Origin of the sequence: Pseudothauera hydrothermalis, assembly GCF_003345255.1 — a bacterium.
Taxonomy (GTDB): Bacteria; Pseudomonadota; Gammaproteobacteria; order Burkholderiales; family Rhodocyclaceae; genus Pseudothauera; species Pseudothauera hydrothermalis.
Window position 1 is genome coordinate 929,520 of sequence record NZ_CP029331.1, and the last position, 20,354, is coordinate 949,873.

The window sequence follows — 20,354 nt, forward strand, 5'->3', positions numbered from 1 at the left end:
TTTGCCGAGTCTAGCAAAATCCTGTGTGGCGCTAAATGATGGGCAAGGAGAATTTTTGTAAATGAGCGAAATTGCATCCGCGCTGTCGTTGATCAAACGCGGCGCAGAGGAAATCCTGGTTGAAGCCGAGCTTGTTGAGAAACTCAAGAGCGGCCGACCGCTTCGTGTCAAGGCTGGGTTCGATCCGACCGCGCCGGATCTGCATCTTGGGCACACCGTGCTGATCAACAAAATGCGCCATTTCCAGGAGCTTGGCCATCATGTGCTGTTCCTGATCGGCGACTTCACCGGCATGATCGGCGATCCATCAGGCAAGAACGCCACTCGTCCGCCCTTGACCCGTGAGCAGATCATGGAGAACGCCAAAACCTATCAGGATCAGGTATTCAAGATCCTGGATCCGGAGCGCACCGAGATTTGTTTCAATTCCGAATGGATGAGCAAGCTCGGCGCAGCAGGCATGATTCGGCTTGCCTCGCGCAGCACGGTTGCCAGGATGCTCGAGCGCGACGACTTTGCCAAACGGTACGCAAACGAGCAGCCGATCGCGGTGCATGAATTTCTCTATCCGCTCTGCCAAGGCTACGATTCCGTCGCGATGAAAGCAGACGTCGAGCTTGGCGGGACAGATCAGAAGTTCAACCTGCTAATGGGGCGGGAGCTGCAAAAGCATGAAGGGCAGGCGCCACAGACTGTGGTCATGATGCCTCTGCTGGAAGGGCTCGATGGTGTCAACAAAATGTCCAAATCCCTAGGCAACTACATTGGGATTGCCGAACCGCCGCGGGAAATATTCGGCAAATTAATGTCCATCTCGGATCAACTGATGTGGCGTTACTATGAGCTGCTGTCTTTTCGCGCGGCGAGCGAAATCGACCGCTTGCGCAGTCAAGTCGAGGAAGGGCGCAATCCGCGCGATGTAAAAGTCATGCTGGCGCAAGAGCTGGTTGCGCGATTCCACGGCCCGGCCGCGGCAGAAGATGCATTGCGTGACTTCGAGGCCCGCTTCCAGCGCGGTGCGATCCCGGAAGAGATGCCTGAAGTGCATGTACAGGTTGGAAACGAAGGGAAACCCATCTTTCAGGTCTTGAAGCAGGCCGGTTTGACAGGCAGCACTTCAGAGGCGATGAGAATGATCGATCAAGGTGGTGTGAAGCTCAACGGCGAGCGGGTGGAAGATAAAGCCTTATTGCTCAAAGCCGGCGAGACGGTCGTGTTGCAGGTCGGCAAACGGAAGTTTGCCTCGGTGGTGCTCGGCTGAGGCAGGCGCTTTTGCTGCGCATTGCTCGGCGCCGCTTGTTGACATCGTTTTTTTGCCTTTTATAATGCGCGGCTCTTTCGCGCTGAGCGCTGGATTGGCGATTGGTGCGGAGGAGGTTGAAGCGGCGCTTTCGGCGATAGATGAATGAAGAGGTTGCCGGAAGGGGTTGACGAAGTAAGTGGTTTGCTTCACAATCTCGCTTCTTCGCTGCTTTTGCAGCGGTTCTTTAAAAATTTGAACAACCGATAAGTGTGGGTGCTTGGGTTGTTGCGATGACTTTCTAGCTTTTTGCTGGGAAGGGTTTCATCGAGATTCAAGTGCTCGCGAAGTCAGTGATGATTTTGAGTGCTTTGTTGGATTGAACTTAAGAGTTTGATCCTGGCTCAGATTGAACGCTGGCGGCATGCTTTACACATGCAAGTCGAACGGCAGCGGGGGCTTCGGCCTGCCGGCGAGTGGCGAACGGGTGAGTAATGCATCGGAACGTACCCAGTGGTGGGGGATAGCTCGGCGAAAGCCGGATTAATACCGCATACGCCCTGAGGGGGAAAGTGGGGGATCTTCGGACCTCACGCCATTGGAGCGGCCGATGTCGGATTAGCTAGTTGGTGAGGTAAAGGCTCACCAAGGCGACGATCCGTAGCTGGTCTGAGAGGATGATCAGCCACACTGGGACTGAGACACGGCCCAGACTCCTACGGGAGGCAGCAGTGGGGAATTTTGGACAATGGGCGCAAGCCTGATCCAGCCATGCCGCGTGAGTGAAGAAGGCCTTCGGGTTGTAAAGCTCTTTCAGTCGGGAAGAAAAGGCGGGCTCTAACATAGCCTGTTGCTGACGGTACCGACAGAAGAAGCACCGGCTAACTACGTGCCAGCAGCCGCGGTAATACGTAGGGTGCGAGCGTTAATCGGAATTACTGGGCGTAAAGCGTGCGCAGGCGGTTTGCTAAGACAGGTGTGAAATCCCCGGGCTTAACCTGGGAACTGCGCTTGTGACTGGCAGGCTAGAGTACGGCAGAGGGGGGTGGAATTCCACGTGTAGCAGTGAAATGCGTAGAGATGTGGAGGAACACCGATGGCGAAGGCAGCCCCCTGGGCCTGTACTGACGCTCATGCACGAAAGCGTGGGGAGCAAACAGGATTAGATACCCTGGTAGTCCACGCCCTAAACGATGTCAACTAGTCGTTCGGAGCGGTAACGCACTGAGTGACGCAGCTAACGCGTGAAGTTGACCGCCTGGGGAGTACGGCCGCAAGGTTAAAACTCAAAGGAATTGACGGGGACCCGCACAAGCGGTGGATGATGTGGATTAATTCGATGCAACGCGAAAAACCTTACCTACCCTTGACATGCCAGGAATCTTGGTGAGAGCCGAGAGTGCCTTCGGGAGCCTGGACACAGGTGCTGCATGGCTGTCGTCAGCTCGTGTCGTGAGATGTTGGGTTAAGTCCCGCAACGAGCGCAACCCTTGCCACTAATTGCCATCATTGAGTTGGGCACTTTAGTGGGACTGCCGGTGACAAACCGGAGGAAGGTGGGGATGACGTCAAGTCCTCATGGCCCTTATGGGTAGGGCTTCACACGTCATACAATGGTCGGTACAAAGGGTTGCCAAGCCGCGAGGCGGAGCCAATCCCAGAAAGCCGATCGTAGTCCGGATCGCAGTCTGCAACTCGACTGCGTGAAGTCGGAATCGCTAGTAATCGCGGATCAGCATGTCGCGGTGAATACGTTCCCGGGTCTTGTACACACCGCCCGTCACACCATGGGAGTGGGTTTCACCAGAAGTAGGTAGCTTAACCTTCGGGAGGGCGCTTACCACGGTGAGATTCATGACTGGGGTGAAGTCGTAACAAGGTAGCCGTATCGGAAGGTGCGGCTGGATCACCTCCTTTCAAGAGAACGACATCGCATCGCTCAAGTATCCACAGCTTATCGGTTGTTCAAAGGCATGAGCCTCGCAACACACGAGAGAAATCTGCGGGTCTGTAGCTCAGCTGGTTAGAGCACCGTCTTGATAAGGCGGGGGTCGTTGGTTCGAACCCAACCAGACCCACCAAAGCTTGCCGGCAAGACAAGGGGCTGTAGCTCAGCTGGGAGAGCATCGGCTTTGCAAGCCGAGGGTCGTCGGTTCGATCCCGACCAGCTCCACCAGTCGATCAGGCAGTTCTGCGGTCAATCGGCGTGTGTCGATCACCTGAGTGAGGCGTGAAGCGTTGTTCGCCCGAAGCGATTTTGGTTGGAGAAGGCTTCACTCCTTACGAAGCATTCATTCGTAGAGGTTCGCTCTTTAACAAAGTGGATAAGTAGTAGTGCGTGCGCCCGGCTGGGTATGTCAGTGGCCGGGTGCATGGGTTGTGATTGCATAACCAACAGTCGAGCGCGCGTGTGCGAACCAGCGGCGCGGCTCGGCGCACAAACGAGTTCTGAGCCTAGCGCCAGAAGAGCCTTCGACAAAGGCTCCAAGGTTATAGGATCAAGCGACTAAGTGCATGGGGTGGATGCCTTGGCGATCACAGGCGATGAAGGACGTGCAAGCCTGCGAAAAGCGTGGGGGAGCTGGCAATGAAGCTTTGATCCCGCGATGTCCGAATGGGGAAACCCACTCCGCAAGGAGTATCCCTGGCTGAATCCATAGGCCAGCGGAAGCGAACCGAGTGAACTGAAACATCTAAGTAGCTCGAGGAAAAGAAATCAACCGAGATTCCGTCAGTAGTGGCGAGCGAACGCGGAAGAGCCTGCACGACTAAACCATCGGCTTAGCAAAACGGTCTGGAAAGTCCGGCAATATAGGGTGATAGCCCCGTATGCGAAAAGCCGTTGGCGGGTCTGAGCGTGCGACAAGTAGGGCGGGACACGTGAAATCCTGTCTGAAGATGGGGGGACCATCCTCCAAGGCTAAATACTCGTGATCGACCGATAGTGAACCAGTACCGTGAGGGAAAGGCGAAAAGAACCCCGGGAGGGGAGTGAAATAGAACCTGAAACCGCATGCATACAAACAGTGGGAGCCCCTGCACAAAGCATCTTCGGGTTCTTTCGACGAGGCCGCAGGCCGAGTCAAAAGAACACAAGTGAAATAGATTTGTGCAGGCAAAGAACCCGTAGGGTTCTTTGTGCAGGGGTGACTGCGTACCTTTTGTATAATGGGTCAGCGACTTACGTTATGTGGCGAGCTTAACCGAATAGGGGAGGCGTAGGGAAACCGAGTCTGATAAGGGCGAATGAGTCGCATGGCGTAGACCCGAAACCGGATGATCTATCCATGGCCAGGATGAAGGTGCCGTAACAGGTACTGGAGGTCCGAACCCACTAACGTTGAAAAGTTAGGGGATGAGCTGTGGATAGGGGTGAAAGGCTAAACAAATCCGGAAATAGCTGGTTCTCCCCGAAAACTATTTAGGTAGTGCGTCGTACGGACACTTGCGGGGGTAGAGCACTGTAATCGTTGGGGGGGTCATTGCGATCTACCCCGCGATAGCAAACTCCGAATACCGCAAAGTGATATACGGCAGACAGACAATGGGTGCTAACGTCCGTTGTCGAGAGGGAAACAACCCAGACCGCCAGCTAAGGTCCCCAATGCATGGCTAAGTGGCAAACGAGGTGGGAAGGCCCAGACAGCTAGGAGGTTGGCTTAGAAGCAGCCACCCTTTAAAGAAAGCGTAATAGCTCACTAGTCGAGTCGTCCTGCGCGGAAGATGTAACGGGGCTCAAGCCATGAACCGAAGCTGCGGATGTGTCCTTGACACATGGTAGGGGAGCGTTCCGTAAGCCTGCGAAGGTGTCTCGTAAGGGATGCTGGAGGTATCGGAAGTGCGAATGCTGACATGAGTAGCGATAAAGGGAGTGAAAAGCTCCCTCGCCGAAAGCCCAAGGTTTCCTGCGCAACGTTCATCGGCGCAGGGTGAGTCGGCCCCTAAGGCGAGGCAGAAATGCGTAGTCGATGGGAAACAGGTCAATATTCCTGTACCGGTTCTAGATGCGATGGGGGGACGGAGAAGGTTAGGCCAGCCGGGTGTTGGACGTCCCGGTTTAAGCGTGTAGGCGTGCCCCGTAGGCAAATCCGCGGGGCTGAGCTGAGGCGTGATGACGAGTCTCCTTGTGAGACGAAGTGGTCGATACCCTGCTTCCAGGAAAAGCCTCTAAGCTTCAGTCTAGAGTCGACCGTACCGCAAACCGACACAGGTGGGCAGGTTGAAAATACCAAGGCGCTTGAGAGAACTCAGGAGAAGGAACTCGGCAAATTGATACCGTAACTTCGGGAGAAGGTATGCCCCATTAGCTTGTAGGAGTACATCCGAAGGGCGAAGGGGCCGCAGAGAATCGGTGGCTGCGACTGTTTATTAAAAACACAGCACTCTGCAAAATCGAAAGATGACGTATAGGGTGTGACGCCTGCCCGGTGCCGGAAGGTTAAGTGATGGGGTGATAAGCTCTTGATCGAAGCCCCGGTAAACGGCGGCCGTAACTATAACGGTCCTAAGGTAGCGAAATTCCTTGTCGGGTAAGTTCCGACCTGCACGAATGGCGTAACGATGGCCACACTGTCTCCTCCTGAGACTCAGCGAAGTTGAAATGTTTGTGAAGATGCAATCTCCCCGCGGCAAGACGGAAAGACCCCATGAACCTTTACTGTAGCTTTGCATTGGACTTTGACGGGACTTGTGTAGGATAGGTGGGAGGCTATGAAGCGGGAACGCCAGTTCTCGTGGAGCCGTCCTTGAAATACCACCCTGGTGTCGTTGAGGTTCTAACCCAGGCCCGTGAATCCGGGTCGGGGACCGTGCATGGCAGGCAGTTTGACTGGGGCGGTCTCCTCCCAAAAGGTAACGGAGGAGTACGAAGGTCGCCTAGGTACGGTCGGACATCGTACTGATAGTGCAATGGCAAAAGGCGGCTTGACTGCGAGACCGACAAGTCGAGCAGGTGCGAAAGCAGGTCATAGTGATCCGGTGGTTCTGTATGGAAGGGCCATCGCTCAACGGATAAAAGGTACTCTGGGGATAACAGGCTGATTCCGCCCAAGAGTTCACATCGACGGCGGAGTTTGGCACCTCGATGTCGGCTCATCACATCCTGGGGCTGTAGCCGGTCCCAAGGGTATGGCTGTTCGCCATTTAAAGTGGTACGTGAGCTGGGTTTAAAACGTCGTGAGACAGTTTGGTCCCTATCTGCCGTGGGCGCTGGAAGTTTGAGAGGACCTGCTCCTAGTACGAGAGGACCGGAGTGGACGCACCGCTGGTGTACCGGTTGTGACGCCAGTCGCATCGCCGGGTAGCTATGTGCGGAAGAGATAACCGCTGAAAGCATCTAAGCGGGAAACTCGCCTCAAGATGAGACTTCCCCGGGGCTACAAGCCCCCTAAAGGGTCGTTGAAGACCACAACGTTGATAGGTCGGGTGTGTAAGCGTGGCAACACGTTCAGCTAACCGATACTAATTGCCCGTGAGGCTTGATCCTATAACCTTGTAAAACAACGCACAGAACTCAAAACACAATCACCTCCCAAACACACTGCTACCATCCACTTTGTTACCCCGTCACAGTCTGACGACCATAGCTTCTCGGCACCACCCCTTCCCATCCCGAACAGGACCGTGAAACGAGAACGCGCCAATGATAGTGAGGAACACCCTCGCGAAAGTAGGTCATCGTCAGACTAACCCACAAACAAACGCCGCTCGATCTCAACAATCCAGCGGCGTTTGACCGTCTACATCACCTCACAATCACCACCCAAACACTCCCACACAAAACAACAAAAACACACCAATCGGGACGAAGGGGCGCAAGCGCTCCGGGTCGATCCGGAGTCGTTGCTCATAGGCTTCGGCGCGCTGCCCCAGTGCCAGCACACGCTCATCGCTCGCCGCCTCGTCGGACGTGGCCCGGATCGCCCCCAGCACTTGCTGGTACTCGGCGTCTGAGCGGATCGGCATCACGTCTTCCATGGTTCTCATCGCTTGTCCTGGTCGTTCGGCCTCATCCTGCGCCGGGGCGTGCAGGCAGCCAAGTCTTCGGTGCGGGTCGGCGGTCGCCCTGGGCGATTTCTTGCGTCTCTTTGTTGACGGCCGTCTCGAATTGACCCATCTGAGGGTGTAATTTGCATCGAAAACTGACCCACATTTGATTAGCTACCCTGCCGGATTTTTGGCGGGGGAAAGAAGGAGTGATCGAAGTGGGCATGTTGGCCAAGATTAGGCGGATGCATTTCCGCGAGCACATACCGCTGCGCGAGATAGCGCGGAGAACCGGGCTGGCGAGGAACACCTTGCGGCACTGGCTGCGACAGAAAGACGTTGTCGAGCCGCAATACAAGAAACGGGCAGCAAAGAGCGTTGTTGATCCCTGGGCGGAGCAACTGGCGCAATGGCTCAAGAGCGACAGCCATCGGCCGAAGCGGGATCGGCGCACGGCGATGGCCATGTTCAAAGCCATCCAGGCCCAGGGCTACCCTGGGGCTATGGACGAGTCTGCGCCTACATCAAGCGTTGGCGGCAAGCGCAAGCCGGGAAACCCGGGCCGGCCTTTGTGCCATTGACGTTTGCGCTCGGCGAAGCCTTCCAGTTCGACTGGAGCACCGAGTATGCCTTCATTGGTGGCCTGCGCCGGAAACTTGAAGTGGCCCACACCAAGCTGTGCGCTAGCCGGGCCTTCTGGCTGACCGCCTATTACGGGCAAAGCCACGAAATGCTGTTTGATGCCCACGCACGGGCCTTTGCCGCCTTCGGCGGCGTGCCGCGCCGTGGCATCTACGACAACATGAAGACCGCGGTTGACAAGGTCGGGCGTGGCAAGGAACGCGACATCAACCCGCGCTTCTACGCCATGTGCGGGCACTACCTGTTCGACCCGGAATTCTGCAACCGGGCGGCGGGTTGGGAGAAAGGCCGCGTCGAGAAGAACGTCCAGGATCGGCGCCGGCAGATCTGGCACCAGGCCAGTGAGCGTCGCTGGCGCGATCTTGATGAGCTCAACGCCTGGCTCGGCGAGCAATGCCGGCAAGCCTGGGCGGATACCGCCAACCCGGAATGGCCGACGCTGACCATCGCCGAATTGCTGCAAGACGAACTGCTGCAAATGCTGCCGGCGCCCAAACTGTTCGACGGCTACGTCGAGAAACCGGTGCGGGTCACCAGCACGGCGCTGATCCATTTCCAGCGCAACCGCTATAGCGTACCGGCCGAACATGCCCATGCGGTGCTGAGCCTACGCATCTACCCGGGTGAGTTGCGGCTGGTGGCCGACGGCAAGGAAGTCGCGCGCCATGTGCGCAGCTTCGAACGCGACCAGACCTTCTATGACTTTACCCACTATATCGGCATCATCGACAGGAAGCCAGGCGCACTCAGAAATGGCGCCCCGTTTGCCGAGATGCCCGAAGCCTTGCTGCGCCTGCAGCGCATCCTGATCAAGCAGACCGGTGGTGATCGGGTCATGGCGGACGTGCTTGGCGCCATCCCCAAGCATGGGCTGGAAGCGGTGCTGGTGGCGGTCGAACTGGCACTGGAGTCGGGCCGCCCGAGTGGCGAGCATGTCATGAACGTGCTGGCGCGGCTGAAGTCCGAAATCCCGGCAGCCGCCAGGATCGAGACGGCGCTCAAGCTGGCGGAGGAACCGAAGCCGGATGTGGATCGCTACGACCAGCTACGCCAGGAGGTGAACCATGTCGATTGAGCTCATCGGCCGACTCAAGGCCCTGAAACTCCACGGCATGGCGCAGTGCTGGCCTGAACTGGTTGCCAAGGCACGTCATAGCGACCTGGATCCCGAGCAGTGGATGTCGGAGCTGCTAGCAGCCGAAACCGCCGAGCGGGAGGTGCGGTCAATTGCCTACCAGATGAGCGCCGCCCGGTTCCCGGCCCACCGTGATCTGCCAGGCTTCGACTTCGCGCAATCGAAGGTGGATGAGGCATTGGTACGGCGGCTCCACGGTGGCGACTTCATCCATGCCGCCCACAATGTGGTGTTCATTGGCGGCCCGGGCACCGGCAAGACGCATCTGGCGACCGCCATCGGCATCGAGGCTGTCCGGCATCTGGGCAAGCGCGTGCGCTTCTTCTCGACCGTGGAACTGGTCAATGCCCTGGAGCAGGAGAAGGCCAACGGCAAACCCGGGCAATTGGCTTACCGGCTACTTTACGTCGATCTGGTCATCCTCGACGAGTTGGGCTATCTGCCTTTCAGCCAGACCGGCGGCGCCTTGTTGTTTCACCTGCTGTCCAAGCTTTACGAGCACACCAGCGTGATGATCACGACGAATCTGTCGTTCGCCGAGTGGGGCAACGTCTTCGGCGATGCCAAAATGACCACCGCCATGCTCGACCGCCTGACCCACCATTGCCATATCGTCGAGACCGGGAACGAGTCATGGCGCTTCAAGACGAGTACGGCCCGGCTGCAGCCGGGCCGTACTCGAGCAACCAAACCAAAAGGAGATCAACCACCCGAAACAACCACCTTACCTATACCCGCGTAGCTACACTGCGCGTACAACACCGTGGGTCAGTTCCAGATGAAAACCCCGGGTCAATTCGGCGCGGAAATCAACACATCATGACTTCTCCTCCCACGGCAGGTCGTCCTCCAGGTCGGCGAACGGGTCGGACACCGGTTCTTTGAGCCCCCGCACCGGCGGGTACTTGGTCGCCTCGTGGTGCTCGACCATCGCCTCCGTATAGCGGGTCACGATGGTGTCGATCACCTGCAGGGCCTCGGCCTCGGAGTACTCACCCAGCGGCTTGGCAAAGCCGATCTCGCCCGCCGCTTCGCCAAAGGCCTTGAGGCACTTCCGCATCGCGGCCAGTTCGACGTCAGACGGATCGATCATGGCCACCTCCAAGGCGTCGATGCGCCCTTCCGTCATCCGCCGCCAGTGGCCGTAGAGCGCGTGGAACGCCTCCTGGCAGCGCCGCGAGCAGAACACCCAGTCGATCGGATAGCGCCGGGCATCGCCCACCGGATGCCGCAGGTCCGAGTGGCCGTAGCCGCGCGCCTGTCGTTTGCAGACCCAACACTTCACCAGCCCTCCTCTCACTGCGCCCAGGCCGGCTTGCCCGGCACGGCAGGGCGAGGCGTGACAGCGGCCGCTGGCACCGCGCGGGGCGGAGTGACCGCTGCCGGCGCGCCGGACTGGCCACTACCGGACGTCTTGGGCGGCAGCCCCATCAGGCGGGCGTAGTCCGGGTGGTCGGGCTCGACGGCGCTCTTGACGACGTTCTTCAAGTCGCCGCGGCCATCCTTCTCGATGTCGATGCGGGCGAGGAACTCGATGCCGTCGAGCTCGTGGAAGCCCTGGATGCGCCGTGCGGCCGCAGCCTGGGGCGAGTTGTCCTGCGGATGGACGTGGCGGGCGCTGTTGAGGATCGCACGGATGAGGCTGCGGCCCATCTGGCCCCAGGCCGGGCCCTTCGGACTGTGCAGACCGACGTTCGCCCACAGCTTGCGGCGGGCGTACTCGCCCTCCAGCACGACGAACTCGCACGCCAGGTAGACCGAACCGGTCTCGACGCTCTGCGTGGCGTAGCCGCCCGTCCAGCCCTGGGCCGGGTCATCAAAACCCCCGGGCTTGATCGTCATGCGCACGCGGGCGACGGTGCCCTTCGGGATCAGGTCGAAGCTTGGCTGCTGCTGTTCGGCGTCGTTGAAGTCGTTCCACGCGGTCATGGCTTACTCCTTGGATGTCTGGGGTTGGGTGGCAGCGGCGCACTTGTCGATCAGCGCGCGCAAGTTCGGCGGCTCCAGCAGCTCGAGCTGGCCGGAGCGGTCCTTGGCCGGGTAGCCGTAGGGATTGAGCGTGTGGCAGACGAAGGCGCGGTAGCCGCTGCCGTCCTCGGCACGCACTTCCGCGAGCGTCACCACTTCATCGACGATGCCGGGCAGCTCGGCGGCGGTCTTGGCGCCCTCGATCTGCGGCACGAACACCTTGCGGTTGAAGTCGTCCAGGCGCTCGTCGAGGATGGCGACGAACACGACGTGCTTGCCGCGTGCGTGCTGCAGGTGGGTGAGCGCACCGATGAGTTCCGCGCCCAGCAGGCCGTAGGCCCCGCGCGTGTCGGGCTTGCCGGTGCGTTCCGAGAAGGCCTGGGGCTGGGTCTTGGCCCACACGAGCGCCAGGCGGGCGAGCACCGTGATGCTGTCGACGAAGTAGGTGTCGTACTTGGCCAGTTGTCGCGGGTCGCCGTAGCGCTCGCACACGTGCCGGTGGTGCGCCTCGGAGAACGGCGCATCATGAGGCAGCGCCGGGTTCGGGCCGGCGAGGAACACGACCAGGTCGCGGAACTCCGGCCAGGTGGCCGGGCGCACACAGTCGCCGCGCCAATCCTTGACGGCCAGGTCCCCGGCCTCGAGGTCGACGAACAGGGTCGAGGCTTCCGGCAGGGTCTTGAGCTGGCTGGTCTTGCCGATGCCGCTCTTGCCGAGCAGCACCAGCTTGACGCCCTGCTTCTCGCGCAGCCGCTCATCGGCGGTGATAATGGGAAGAGCCATCACGCCACCTCCTTCAGCAGTTCGGCGACGGCGGGGTTCCACAGGATCTGGTAGCCGCTGTGGCCGTTGCGGGAGTAGGGCATGGCCTCGGCCCAGACCTCACCGGCCTCGGTCAGCTCCCACTCGTCGCGCTCGTTGCGGAATTGCAGGCCGCTGCTAGCCAGCAGCTGGTTCGTCGCCTTGGCCGAGCGGTTGATCAGCTTGCCGAGCTGGGTGGCGTTGAGCGAGCAGATCGCCTCATTCGCCGCGGCATCCTTGGGAGGGAGGGCCCGACGCAGCGTCTCGACCGAGAGTCCGGTGTTCTCCTGGATGCAGGTGAGCGTCGCGGCCATCGCGATGCCGGGCTTCACGCCCGGCACCCTGGCCACGGCTTCGCCGATCAACAGGATCGACGACACGCGATCCTGGGTCGGCGCGGGAAGTGCCGGTTGCACCCCGCGCACGGTATAAGCACCGCTCTTGCGGATCGCCGGGAGCACCTCGTGCGTCACCCAGCGCTTGAAGCGCTTGGCCTCGGGCTTGCGGCTGCCGAGCACCAGGCTGTAAAGGCCTGGTTCGTTCACGACGGTCATGTCCTGCATGCCGCCGGGGGTCGGAATTGAATTCCGATCCTTCTCGTCGTCGTCCAGCCTGGCGACGGCTTTGTGCGTGTCCGGCAACGCCAGCGCGGCGCACACGTCGGCCGCCACGAACCAGGGCTCGCCCTGGTCGTCGGTCACCACGCGGACTTGCCGACCCTCGAAGTCGAACGGGATCAGTTCGGTACTCATGGATCAGTCCTCCGAGTTGAAGGCCAGCCGAAAGGACGGCTTGCCGGGCTTGACCGTGCGCGCGGCTTCGAACTGCGAGCGCAGGGCAGCGGGCCAGTTGTTGAAGCGCGACTCGGAGACGCTGAACTCGACGTCCATGTAGTCCTCGATCCGTTCGCCGGAGGCGGCGATGCGGGCGGCGATGGCAGCCAGTTGCGCCTGGTCCCAGGACACGCGCTTCGGCAGATCGACCGTCACGCGCAGCGGTCCGTCGTTGAGATGCACGACGCCGAAGTCTTTGCCGGCTTCCAGGCGTGCCGCGCGCGCCTGCTCGCCGTAGGCGGCCTCCAGCGCGGCGTCGAACTTGGCGCGGGTTTGCTTGAGCCAGGCGAGCGCTTCGTCAAGATTGCGGCTGATCTCCGCTTTCTGGGCGGGTGGAAGCTGAGCCAACTGGCTGACCGACATGGCCGCGAGGTCGGCCGGGAAAATGGTCAGATCGCTCATGGCCATCCTCCTCACTGGTAAGCCCGGGCGGAGGTCGAGTAGCGCGACACACGCCGCTCGAAGGCCTCGATGTCGGAGATCAGGTAGGTGACGCGGGCGCCGAGCTTGCAGAAGATCGGGCCCAGCTGCTCCTGGCGCCAGCGGCGCAGGGTTTTGACGGAGAGCCCCCAGCGGGCGGCGAGCTCGTACTCGTTGAGCGCGAGGGGTGTCGTGCCTTCAGGGGGCGCCGGATAGCGGTGGCGGCCGGATTGAACAGATGCAACCTGTTGGTGCATGGCAAAGCTCCTTTTGTTTAGGAGCCTCCATTGCATGACCCGGCGCTTTGGGCTTGGGCGTGCATTTTTTAGGCGCCCACCGATCCCGCCCCTGCGGCTGGCGACGTCCACGGGCGCATGTAAGCGATTGATTTCAAATGCCTCTCCAGCCGTGTTTCGGTTATTGCGATTTCGTTTGTTTCGTTTATAATGCCCTTTGTTGAGATTCCGACGCGACCAGGAGAGCCACCATGACCACCACCGCCAAGGCGCTGCCCTCCGCCGAGGACATCGCACTGGCCCGGGAGTCCGGGCGGGTGCTGTCGACCGTGCTGCAGACCCGCGCGGACACCCAGACCATCGACTTCCACGACGACAAAGGCACCGTGCGATCGGTGACGCTGCCCACCTCGGCGCTGCGCCTGCTGCTGGATGTGCTGACCGAGATCGGTCAGGGCAACGCCGTCACCATCATTCCCATCCACGCCGAGCTGACGACGCAGGAGGCGGCCGATCTGCTCAACGTCTCGCGCCCCTTCCTCGTGCAGTTGCTGGAGAAAGGCGAGATCCCGTTCCACAAGATCGGCACGCACCGCCGCGTGCGCTACCAGGACGTGATTGCCTACAAGAACCGCATCGACGCCGAGCGGCGCAAGGCGCTCGACGAACTGGCGGCCCAGGCCCAGGAACTCGGCATGGGGTATTGACTGGATGAGTTCGCATTTCACCGTCGTCTATGACGCCTGCGTGTTCTATCCGGCACCCCTGCGTGACCTGTTGATGCATCTGGCGCTGTCGGATCTGTACCGGGCGCGCTGGAGCGACCGGATTCACGCCGAGTGGATGCGCAACGTCCTGGCCAGCCGCCCCGATCTCACTCAAGACCAGCTGAACCGGACGCGCCGGCTGATGAACGCCCACGTCCGGGACTGCCTGGTCACCGGCTTCGAGCACCTGATCCCCGCAATCGAACTGCCAGACCCCGACGACCGCCATGTGGTAGCAGCCGCCATCCACGCCGGTGCCAGTCTGATCGTGACCTTCAACCTCAAGGACTTCCCGGTCGAGGCGCTGCGCCCCTACAACCTCGCCGCCCAGCATCCGGACGACTTCATCGTCGATCTGCTCGATCTGCATCCAGCCGGCGTGCTGGAGGCCGCGGCCCGCCATCGCCGCTCCCTGAAAAACCCGCCCAAGACGGCGGAGGAATACCTCGACACCCTGCTGGCGCAGGGGCTGACGCAATCGGTGGCGGCGATGCGCCAATGGATCATGGCCATGTGAACGGCCGCCGGGAGGACCGATGGGCAAGAAGACCCTGAGCAACGCGCACTGCCTGCTGGAACTGACCGAGAAGACGTCCGCAGCGGTCCTCAAGGCGTTCAGTGGCCTGCCCGAATGCCAGGCGCTGGCCCGCGGTTTCGATTGGTCCCAGGACGAAGCGGAACTGCCGCAGGTTTTTATCGAACACATCAAGCACCTGCGCAAGGAGCAGCGCGACCCCGCCGAGCGCGAGGCGCTGCGGGTGCTGCGCCTGTCCAGTCCGCGCGGCGCCGACATCCTGCGCACCGTGGCCGACCAGCTCTACGACGAGGACCTGATCGCCCAGTTCCTGTCGCAAGACGGGGGCGAGATCGGCCGCGCCGTGTGGATGCGCACGCACTCGGACGAGTCGGCCAAGCTGTTCGACACCGCCGAGTCAATCGTCAACACCCGCGACTTGCGCGGCAACAAGCGGCTGCACGACGCGTTCGATGTGCCCGGCGACGAGGCCCCGCCCTTCCTGTGGAACGATGCCGTCAAGAAGGAGCTGGAAGCCCAACTGACCCAGACCATGCGGCTGGCCGAGCCCTGCGAAGTCATCCACGTGGCCCTGGAGGAGCAAGACCACTGCGGCCAGCTGCACACGACGCACTACCTGGTCGTGCGCTTCGCCGGCGATCAGGTGGCGGCCGTGGAGATGCGCAATCGCCGGCGCAAAAGCTTCTTCTACTTTCCGGCACGCGACGCCACGCTCATCTACGCGCCGCAGCGCAAGATGGTCGAGGTCTACGCGGCCACCTTGACCACCCGCGCCCCGCTGGCCAACGTGCTGTCCAGACACGGCTTCAAGGTGCCGCTATCGAACCGCCCGCTGGACCGCTCGCGCTACGACCTCTCCCGCTTCGCGCGACCGCTCAAGGACGAGAAGCCCCGCATCGACGGCGCGACGGTCGAGCGGCTGTACCTGGTCGAGGCCAAGGCCTTGCTCGGTCACGCCACGGATGCAGTCACCCTGCACATCGACAGCGGTGCGGAGCTGCATGAGGTCATCGACGAGCGCTGGGGAAACCATCCCTTCGCACAGCCCAACGCCCTGCTCGGCGTGACGCTGGTCGCCGACCTCGTGTTCGAGGGCGAGACGAGTGTGACGCCGCTGTCCATCGTGCTGGCCGAGCCGGGGCGCTGCAGCCTCTCAGGCGAGAAGGATCAGCGCCTGCGCCGGGCCGGGCTGCAACTGCTCGAGGCGCTGGGCGTGCGCAAACCGCTGCACCCTGGCTGCGGCCGTGACGATCCGAACCTGTTGGCGCAGGTGGCCCGCCTGCTGGAGCACGCGGCCGGCCCGATGGACGGTTTCGCCCTGAAGAAGCTCGACATCGACATCGAGCGGCTCCAGGACGAGGGCATCCTCGTGGCGGGAGAGCGCCTCACCGACATCGTCGTCACGCTCGATGACGGCGCGCCCATGACGCTGCCGCTCGAGCGCTGCACCGACCCCGACAAGGTCAGCTACCGCGACCCCCTGACCGGCCATGACGTGGTCCTGCCGGCGCGGCTGGCGCGGCGCTGGAAGGTGCAGCAGGACTGGTTGCGCGAGGAGTTGATCACCGCCTTGGGGTCGGCCTTGAAGGGGCCCCGCAGTCGGCACTTCGACGAGGAGCCGGTCTTCCTCGGCGAGCTCGACATCGACGGCCAGGCCGTGGCGCTGTACTTCGCATCCCGGATATCCCACGAACGCAAGTACGCCAAGGTCGATGCGGCGCTGAGGCTTCGGCCTCGTCCGGTCGCGGGCATCGTGCTGACGACAACCTCGACGCCGTTCCCATTTGCCGGCACCAACGTCGTCGTGCCCATCGAAGACGTGCTTGCCGATGGCGGCACCGGCACCGCCATCGACCTCGACCGCCTGAAAGTGGCCTACCGGCACGGCCAGCTCGCAGCCATGGGCGGGACGACGGTGACGCTCAAGCAATCACCTGACGGCCATGCGGCAACCCTGTACCTGCCGGGCAAGGCTCCGTGGAAAGTGACCGGCAAAGGCCGGATCACCGTCTTGCAGCGGCTGGTCGACGCTTATGAAGCAGGACCCCCCACGTCAACACCAAGCAGCTGATGGCCGGGACCGGTTGCACGTCCCCGGCCAACCTCTTCACCGGCAAACGCTCGCCGTGGCGCCGCTACATGGAGCCGGTACCCGGCGCGCGGGCGTGGCAGCTCAAGCTCTCTGCCTGCGACGAGGTGATTGTCGATGACAGCGACACGCACAGTGCGGCGGCCTCCCCGGTGACCGAAGACACCTGACCGGCGCACGGACCCCAGCCGACAGCGCCGCTCCGATTGATCGGCGTTGCGATCCGTTTCGGACATTCGCGCTCATCATCCCTGACGGTTGCAATTCCTCGGAGCCGTCATGAAGAACCTCGAACTGCCTTCTCCCTCGGAGATGAGCGCCAGCGCCCGCGCTCGCGAAATCGCCGCCATCCTTGCGGCTGCCATCGTCCGGACCCTCGTCGCGGATGCGCCAAAACAGAGAGCAGTTGGCCTTGGCTTCCTTCCCGACCAGCGCGTTCATACAACCCCCTATCAAGAGGAGAAGTTGTGATGAACGAGAAACAAGCATCGGTCGCCGCGCGCATCGCCGAACTGTCCCGACTGCCCATCGCCGAACTCTGGACGGTGTGGGACCGGTACTTCACCAGCCGCCCGATCAATCCGAACCGGGCCTTCGTCGAGTCCCGCATCGCCTACAAGCTGCAGGAGGAAGCCTTTGGCGGCCTGGCCCCAGCCACGCGCCAGCGCCTCGAGGCCATCGGCGCGAAGCACTCGAAGATCAAGCTGCGCGCCAGGCCGCGCGAGTTCAACTTCGCGCCAGGCACCGTGCTACTGCGCGAATGGGGCGAGCGGGAGCACAAGGTGACGGTCACCGCCGAAGGTCTGTTCGAGTACGAGGGCCACACCTTCAAGAGCTTGACCGCCGTGGCGCGGCACATCACCGGCACGCACTGGTCGGGGCCGTTGTTCTTCGGGCTGGTTGGCAAAGGGGGTGCGCAGTGAGCGATGCCACCCTGATCGCCACCAGCAAGGTGCGCAAGCGCTGCGCCGTCTACTGCCGGGTGTCCTCGGACGAGCGGCTCGACCAGGAGTTCAATTCCATCGACGCGCAAAAGGAAGCGGGCCACGCCTTCATCGCCAGCCAGCGCGCCGAGGGCTGGATTCCGGTAGCCGACGACTACGACGATCCCGGCTTCTCCGGCGGCAACACCGAGCGTCCGGCCCTCAAGCGCCTGATGGCCGACATCCAGCGCGGGCAGATCGACATCGTGGTCGTCTACAAGATCGACCGCCTGACGAGGAGCCTGGCCGACTTCTCGAAGATGGTCGAGGTGTTCGAGCGCCACAACGTGTCCTTCGTGTCCGTCACCCAGCAGTTCAACACCACCACCCCGATGGGACGGCTGATGCTCAACGTCCTGCTGTCCTTCGCCCAGTTCGAGCGCGAGGTCACCGGCGAGCGCATCCGCGACAAGATCGCGGCGGCCAAGCGCAAAGGCATGTGGATGGGCGGCGTCCCGCCCCTGGGCTACGACGTCGAAAACCGCCAATTGGTCATCAACGAGGCCGAGGCGGCGGTGGTGCGCCGCATCTTCGAGGAGATGCTGACCATCGGCTCACCCACCCAGATCGCGGCACGGCTGACCGCCGAGGGCATCACGACCAAGGCCTGGACCACACAGGAAGGCAAGACCCGGGCGGGCACCCGCATCGACAAGAAATACCTGCACAAACTTCTGCGCAACCGCATCTACCTTGGCGAGCTGCCGCACAAGGGAAACTGGTACCCGGGCGCACACCCGGCGATCATCGATCCGGGGCTGTGGGGCAAGGTGCATGAGGTGCTGGCCAAGGACGGCCATGCCCGGTCGGTGGAAACCAAGATCCGGTCGCGCACCGATGCCTTGCTGCGAGGGCTGCTGTACGCGCCGTCGGGTGAGCGGATGTACCCGACCTACTCGCGCAAGAACGGGCGCAAGTACCGCTACTACGTGTCCAAGTCGGAAAGCCGCTTCGGCGCCCCGGGCAAGCGCTACGAGCGCCTGCCTGCGCCGGAGATCGAGGCAGCGGTGGTCGCCCAAATCCGCACGGTGCTGACCAGCCCGGAATCCATTGCCTCGGTGGTTCGCCACATTCAGGAGAACGGCGGACAGGTCGACGAGGCCACCACGGTAATGGCAATGGGACGGCTCAACGACGTGTGGGATCAGCTCTTCCCGGTCGAGCGTCATCGCATCGCCAACCTGATGATCGAGCGCATCGACCTCGTTCACGCCGGGGAGGTGCAAGGCATCAAGGTGAAGTGGCGCGAGATTGGCTGGAACGCCTTGATCGAGGAGTTCGCGCCGAAAAGCATCGGCGCTGAGATGCTGGAGGTCGAAGCCTGATGGACGAGACCTTGGAAACCTTCGTGCCGTTGGTGTTGCGCCGCCGTGGCGTCCAGCGCGTCGCCGATGACGACCGGCACGTCCACGACGTCACGCTGCTCGACGGGCTGGCGCGCGCCTTCTACTGGCAGCACCTGCTGGACACCGGCGCAATGGCGAGCGGGTCCGCCATTGCACGGGCCGAGAAACTGCACCATTCGGTGGTCAACGAACTGCTGCGCCTGACGCTGCTCGCGCCGGACATCATCGAGCGGATGATGGCTGGGCGGCAGCCGCGCCGCCTGACCCTGATGTGGTTCCAGCGCAACCGCCTGCCCGTGGATTGGCAGGCCCAACGCCAGCTCATGGCGAGCTTTGAGGAGGATGCCCCGTGAGCCGCCGGCACCGAGGCCGGGCCACGGGCGACCCGGTGACGTATCAGACGCCACTGCCCGCCGGCGGCGTCCAACTGGAAACCTTCCTGCCCTGGACGCTGGTTCGCCGGGGGCTGAAGAAGCAGGTCATCACGCCGCTGGATGCGCCGCAGGCATTTCTGGATGAGGCACGGCGCGAGCGGCTGGTGCGGGAGGCGGATGAAGACAGCCCGCTGATGCGGGCCTTCGGGCTCGCATGCCACTGGCAGCGACTGCTTGACGAGGGGCGGTTCAATTCGATCACCGAGATCGCGGCGGCCGAAGGGATCGACCGGGGGCAGGCCAGCAAGATCGCGCAGTTGGCCCGTGTCGCTCCGGACATTGTGGAGGCGTGCGTAAGCGGGCGGGCCAAGGGCCTCACCCTGCAACGGCTGATCCGCCGTCCGGTGCCGACCGCGTGGGATGCCCAAAGGGCGCAGTACCGCCAGTTCCCCTGAACGGGTGACCTGACTTCGGTCGTCAGTCGTATCCCATTTTCAAGTCTTGCGCCTGCGCGGCCAATTCCGCCAGCGCACGCAAGCGCTCCGGGTCGATTCGCAGTCGTTGCTCATAGGCTTGGGCGCGCTGCCGCAGCGCCAGCACACGCTCATCGCTCGCCGCCTCGTCGGACGCGGCCCGGATCGCCTCCAGCACTTGCTGGTACTCGGCGTCTGAGCGGATCGGCATCACCTCTTCCACGGTTCTCATCGCTTCTCCTGATCGTTCGGTCTCATCCTGCGCCGGGACGCGCGGGCAGCCAAGTCTTCGGTGCGGACGGCGGTCGTCCTGGGCGATTTCTTGCGTCTCTTCAACCCTGGTTCCCGATTGGGCCAGTAACTGCCATCGGCAACCGACTGCGTGCAAACCCGCGCCAATGTTGAAGGTGACGCTGGGAACGCTCACGAGGCCGGCAGAGAAAAACGACAGACAGAGAGGCCGGAAGTGCGTCGGAGCGGGGCCGTTGGAGGACTGGCGCTCACGAGGACCATGCCGGAAACCGCGC

Annotated in this window: 18 protein-coding genes, 2 tRNA genes, 3 rRNA genes and 1 pseudogene; 16 read left to right on the forward strand and 8 right to left on the reverse strand. The window is 62.0% G+C overall.

The features are described from left to right. Positions 1–61 precede the first annotated feature (61 nt). From tyrS to rrf, 6 genes are all read left to right on the forward strand, one after another. A complete protein-coding gene (tyrS, locus tag DIE29_RS04510; protein WP_108079740.1) occupies positions 62–1,261 on the forward strand; it encodes a tyrosine--tRNA ligase in 1,200 nt (399 codons plus the stop codon). Between the two features lie 360 nt (positions 1,262–1,621). Then, positions 1,622–3,157 (forward strand): 16S ribosomal RNA (locus DIE29_RS04515). An 87-nt stretch (positions 3,158–3,244) separates the two neighbouring features. Then, positions 3,245–3,321 (forward strand) — tRNA-Ile (locus tag DIE29_RS04520). A 19-nt stretch (positions 3,322–3,340) separates the two neighbouring features. Continuing rightward, positions 3,341–3,416, forward strand: a tRNA-Ala gene (locus DIE29_RS04525). Positions 3,417–3,736: 320 nt separating this feature from the next. Next, a 23S ribosomal RNA gene (locus DIE29_RS04530) occupies positions 3,737–6,725 on the forward strand. An 86-nt stretch (positions 6,726–6,811) separates the two neighbouring features. Further along, positions 6,812–6,925 (forward strand): 5S ribosomal RNA (rrf, locus tag DIE29_RS04535). Together the 16S, 23S and 5S rRNA genes with 2 tRNA genes alongside form the textbook arrangement of a ribosomal RNA operon. 69 nt (positions 6,926–6,994) lie before the next feature. Here rrf and DIE29_RS04540 read toward each other — a convergent pair. Continuing rightward, positions 6,995–7,225, reverse strand: a complete 231-nt coding sequence (locus DIE29_RS04540; RefSeq protein ID WP_108080419.1) for a hypothetical protein — start codon at positions 7,223–7,225, stop codon at positions 6,995–6,997. Positions 7,226–7,449: 224 nt separating this feature from the next. On the opposite strand from DIE29_RS04540, the pseudogene istA reads away from it, so the two are divergent. Beyond that, positions 7,450–8,942, forward strand: a pseudogene (gene istA / locus DIE29_RS04545) (IS21 family transposase). After that, complete coding sequence (gene istB, locus DIE29_RS04550; protein WP_108080418.1) at positions 8,932–9,744, forward strand: IS21-like element helper ATPase IstB; 813 nt, start codon at positions 8,932–8,934, stop codon at positions 9,742–9,744. The pseudogene istA and the gene istB overlap by 11 nt, the downstream one beginning before the upstream one ends. Positions 9,745–9,819: 75 nt before the next feature. On the opposite strand, the gene DIE29_RS04555 is transcribed toward istB, so the two are convergent. The 6 genes from DIE29_RS04555 to DIE29_RS04580 are packed head-to-tail and all read right to left on the reverse strand — an operon-like array spanning position 9,820 to position 13,281. Next, on the reverse strand, positions 9,820–10,287 hold the full coding sequence (locus tag DIE29_RS04555) for a DUF6511 domain-containing protein (RefSeq protein WP_114649337.1): 468 nt from the start codon (positions 10,285–10,287) through the stop codon (positions 9,820–9,822). 11 nt (positions 10,288–10,298) lie between these two features. Further along, complete coding sequence (locus DIE29_RS04560) at positions 10,299–10,931, reverse strand: hypothetical protein (protein WP_108080416.1); 633 nt, start codon at positions 10,929–10,931, stop codon at positions 10,299–10,301. A gap of 3 nt (positions 10,932–10,934) precedes the next feature. After that, positions 10,935–11,753, reverse strand: a complete 819-nt coding sequence (locus DIE29_RS04565) for an ATP-binding protein (protein WP_108080415.1) — start codon at positions 11,751–11,753, stop codon at positions 10,935–10,937. Continuing rightward, positions 11,753–12,523, reverse strand: a complete 771-nt coding sequence (locus tag DIE29_RS04570) for a BRO-N domain-containing protein (RefSeq protein WP_108080414.1) — start codon at positions 12,521–12,523, stop codon at positions 11,753–11,755. Before DIE29_RS04570 ends, DIE29_RS04565 begins: the two co-directional genes overlap by 1 nt. Before the next feature lie 3 nt (positions 12,524–12,526). Further along, positions 12,527–13,006: a hypothetical protein gene (locus DIE29_RS04575; protein ID WP_102043238.1), complete on the reverse strand. Its 480-nt coding sequence runs from the start codon at positions 13,004–13,006 to the stop codon at positions 12,527–12,529. A gap of 11 nt (positions 13,007–13,017) precedes the next feature. Then, entirely contained in the window at positions 13,018–13,281 is a 264-nt protein-coding gene (locus tag DIE29_RS04580; protein WP_114649338.1) for a helix-turn-helix transcriptional regulator, read from the reverse strand. Between the two features lie 230 nt (positions 13,282–13,511). Between DIE29_RS04580 and DIE29_RS04585 the strand changes: the two genes are divergently transcribed. The 8 genes from DIE29_RS04585 to DIE29_RS04620 all read left to right on the forward strand — a co-directional run bounded on the left by DIE29_RS04585 (position 13,512) and on the right by DIE29_RS04620 (position 19,809). Beyond that, complete coding sequence (locus DIE29_RS04585) at positions 13,512–13,967, forward strand: helix-turn-helix domain-containing protein (RefSeq protein WP_114649339.1); 456 nt, start codon at positions 13,512–13,514, stop codon at positions 13,965–13,967. A gap of 4 nt (positions 13,968–13,971) precedes the next feature. Further along, positions 13,972–14,544, forward strand: a complete 573-nt coding sequence (locus tag DIE29_RS04590) for a PIN domain-containing protein (RefSeq protein WP_114649340.1) — start codon at positions 13,972–13,974, stop codon at positions 14,542–14,544. Between the two features lie 19 nt (positions 14,545–14,563). Then, on the forward strand, positions 14,564–16,633 hold the full coding sequence (locus DIE29_RS04595) for a hypothetical protein (RefSeq protein ID WP_205409780.1): 2,070 nt from the start codon (positions 14,564–14,566) through the stop codon (positions 16,631–16,633). 297 nt (positions 16,634–16,930) lie between these two features. Next, entirely contained in the window at positions 16,931–17,122 is a 192-nt protein-coding gene (locus DIE29_RS04600) for a hypothetical protein (RefSeq protein ID WP_114649341.1), read from the forward strand. Beyond that, a complete protein-coding gene (locus DIE29_RS04605; RefSeq protein WP_114649342.1) occupies positions 17,122–17,574 on the forward strand; it encodes a DUF2924 domain-containing protein in 453 nt (150 codons plus the stop codon). Before DIE29_RS04600 ends, DIE29_RS04605 begins: the two co-directional genes overlap by 1 nt. Then, entirely contained in the window at positions 17,571–18,959 is a 1,389-nt protein-coding gene (locus tag DIE29_RS04610) for a recombinase family protein (RefSeq protein ID WP_205409781.1), read from the forward strand. The genes DIE29_RS04605 and DIE29_RS04610 overlap by 4 nt, the downstream gene beginning before the upstream one ends. After that, entirely contained in the window at positions 18,959–19,333 is a 375-nt protein-coding gene (locus DIE29_RS04615) for a site-specific recombinase resolvase (RefSeq protein ID WP_114649343.1), read from the forward strand. The genes DIE29_RS04610 and DIE29_RS04615 overlap by 1 nt, the downstream gene beginning before the upstream one ends. Then, positions 19,330–19,809, forward strand: coding sequence for a LacI family transcriptional regulator (locus DIE29_RS04620; protein WP_102042277.1), 480 nt, complete (start codon positions 19,330–19,332; stop codon positions 19,807–19,809). The genes DIE29_RS04615 and DIE29_RS04620 overlap by 4 nt, the downstream gene beginning before the upstream one ends. Positions 19,810–19,831: 22 nt before the next feature. Here DIE29_RS04620 and DIE29_RS04625 read toward each other — a convergent pair whose 3' ends face one another. Next, complete coding sequence (locus DIE29_RS04625; protein WP_102042276.1) at positions 19,832–20,059, reverse strand: hypothetical protein; 228 nt, start codon at positions 20,057–20,059, stop codon at positions 19,832–19,834. Positions 20,060–20,354: the final 295 nt, after the last annotated feature.